3 protein-coding genes are annotated in these 2,583 nt (G+C 32.6%); all 3 read left to right on the plus strand.

What is annotated here, in order from left to right; all coding sequences use genetic code 11:
* Window positions 1–730 (plus strand): glycoside hydrolase family 92 protein (locus QNK89_RS10215; protein WP_340170935.1); only part of this gene is annotated, 730 nt, incomplete at its 5' end.
* Window positions 731–758: 28 nt separating this feature from the next.
* Window positions 759–2,075: an L-fucose:H+ symporter permease gene (gene fucP, locus QNK89_RS10220; RefSeq protein WP_340170936.1), complete on the plus strand. Its 1,317-nt coding sequence runs from the start codon at window positions 759–761 to the stop codon at window positions 2,073–2,075.
* 18 nt (window positions 2,076–2,093) lie between these two features.
* On the plus strand, window positions 2,094–2,583 hold a 490-nt coding region (locus QNK89_RS10225; protein WP_340170939.1), incomplete at its 3' end, for a sulfatase-like hydrolase/transferase.

Raw genomic sequence — 2,583 nt, forward strand, 5'->3', positions numbered from 1 at the left:
GAAACGCTCCAAAAAATACACTCAATATTACGATAAAGAAGTTGGTTTTATGAGAGGGAAAAATCAAGATGGAAAATGGCGTGAGCCTTTTGACCCTCGTTTTTCTAAACATAGAAAAGATGATTATACAGAGGGAAATGCGTATCAATGGTCTTGGTTTGTGCCTCACGATGTTGAAGGTTTGGTTGATTTAGTAGGAGGTAAAGAGACATTTATTAAAAATTTAGATATTTTATTTTCTACGAGTTCAGAATTAACTGGAGATGATGTTTCTGGAGACATTTCAGGATTAATTGGCCAATATGCGCATGGAAACGAACCCAGTCATCATATTTCACACATGTATAACTTTGTAGGACAACCATGGAAAACTCAAGAAGTTACAGACAAAATCATGAGCGAATTGTATTTTAATAATCCCAATGGATTGGCTGGAAATGAAGACTGTGGACAAATGTCTGCGTGGTATGTTTTGAATGCAATGGGGTTTTATTCGTTTAATCCAGGAGACCCAACCTATTCGATTGGTCGTCCAATTTTTGATGAAGTAGAAATAAATTTACCAACAGGAAAGAAATTTATAATCAAAGTAAAAAATAATAGTCGTGAAAATAAATACATTCAAACTACTAAATTGAACGGGAAAAAATTAGAAACTTCATTTTTTACGCACGAGCAATTAATTACTGGAGGAAAAATGGAATTTACAATGGGTAATCTGCCTAAATAATTAAAGACTAACATCAACGAAACTAAAAATGAAAGATTTAAAAAAAATACCTGTAGTACCTCGAAAGAACTTACTTCCTTTTATTCTTATTACTTCATTGTTTGCATTATGGGGTTTTGCAAATGCAGTTACAGATCCAATGGTTCAGGCTTTTAAAAAAGTTTTAGAATTATCTAATTCTGAAGCAGCTTGGGTACAAATGGCTTTTTATGGTGGGTACTTTTGTATGGCTTTACCAGCAGCAATGTTTATGCGTAAATATTCTTATAAAGTAGGCATTTTAATAGGTTTAGCATTATACGCAACAGGTGCATTATTATTTTATCCTGCAGCGCAATCAGAAAGCTTTCTATTCTTTTGTTTGGGTTTATATGTATTAACATTTGGTTTGGCTTTTTTAGAAACAGCAGCAAATCCTTATGCATTAGCAATGGGTCCAAAAGAAACAGCTACACAACGCTTAAACTTAGCACAATCCTTTAATCCTGTGGGATTAATTGCTGGATTATTTGTAGCACAACAATTTGTTTTAAAGAACTTACAGTCTGACGATATTGTTGATTTTAGTGCGCTTGAAGAAGCCTCTAAAGCACTTATTAGAACTACAGATTTATTGGTAATTAGAGATCCTTATGTAGTATTAGGATTGTTCATTACAGTTGTTTTTGTAATTTTTCTAGTAAGTAAAATGCCACAGTCTAAAGCAGATGCAGCTATGCCAAAAATTGGTGAAACTTTTGCTGCTTTAGGTAAGAACTCTAAATATACATCTGGAGTGTTGGCTCAAATTTTATATGTTGGTGGACAAATAATGTGTTGGACTTATATTTATCAATATGCAGAAGGTATAGGTATGAGTAGTGTTACAGCAGGTTATTACCAAATGGCTGCCTTTGTTTTATTTACGATTGGTAGAGCTATTGGAACGTATTTATTACGTTTTATTAGTTCTGGAAAACTACTAATGTATTTTGCTGTTTTAGCAATGTTTTTTGATTTAGGCACAATTTTTATTGAAAGTATTGTTGGTTTATATTGTTTAGTGGCTATCTCTTTCTTTATGTCTTTAATGTTTCCAACAATTTATGGTATTGCTTTAGGAGATTTGTCTGAAGAACAATCTAAAGTAGGTTCAGCAGGGTTGGTAATGGCAATTGTTGGTGGTGCATTAATGCCAAAATTACAAGGAATTATTATTGATGCTGGTGGAAACGGTGTTGCAGACACTTCTATTATGGGGGTTTCAGAAGTAAACTTTTCATTTATTTTACCATTATTGTGCTTTGCCTTTATAGCTTGGTATGGCTTTACAGTATTTAAAAAATATGAATCTACTAGTTCATAATGTTATAAAAAAACTACCATGCAAAGCAGTATAAAATTGTATTTGATAATTATAGTTTCTATTTTTAGTAACTCAATAACCTTTGCACAATCTAAAAAACCAAATGTCATTGTATTTATTGCAGATGATTTTGGTTTTGGATCTACCAATGTTTACGGAGCTTCCCAAGCATTAATTAAAACCCCCAACATAAATAAATTAGCAAAAGAAGGGGTGAAATTTACAAATGCTTATACAACAGGCTCTGTATGCACTCCTACTAGATATGCATTAATGACCGGTCAATATTCTTGGAGAACAAGATTAAAAAAAGGAGTTGTGAATATGAATGACCCAGCTTTAATTGATGTTAATCGAAAAACATTGCCAAAGTATATGCAATCTTTGGGATATAAAACTGCTTTAGTAGGTAAATGGCACTTAGGGTTTAAAGAAGAAAAGTTTAAAAACCTATTGGGAAACATCTCCCCTGCTCCAACAGATTATGGTTTTCATTATAGTTTTGCAT

Origin of the sequence: Lacinutrix sp. (genome assembly GCF_037625555.1) — a bacterium.
Taxonomy (GTDB): domain Bacteria; phylum Bacteroidota; class Bacteroidia; order Flavobacteriales; family Flavobacteriaceae; genus Lacinutrix.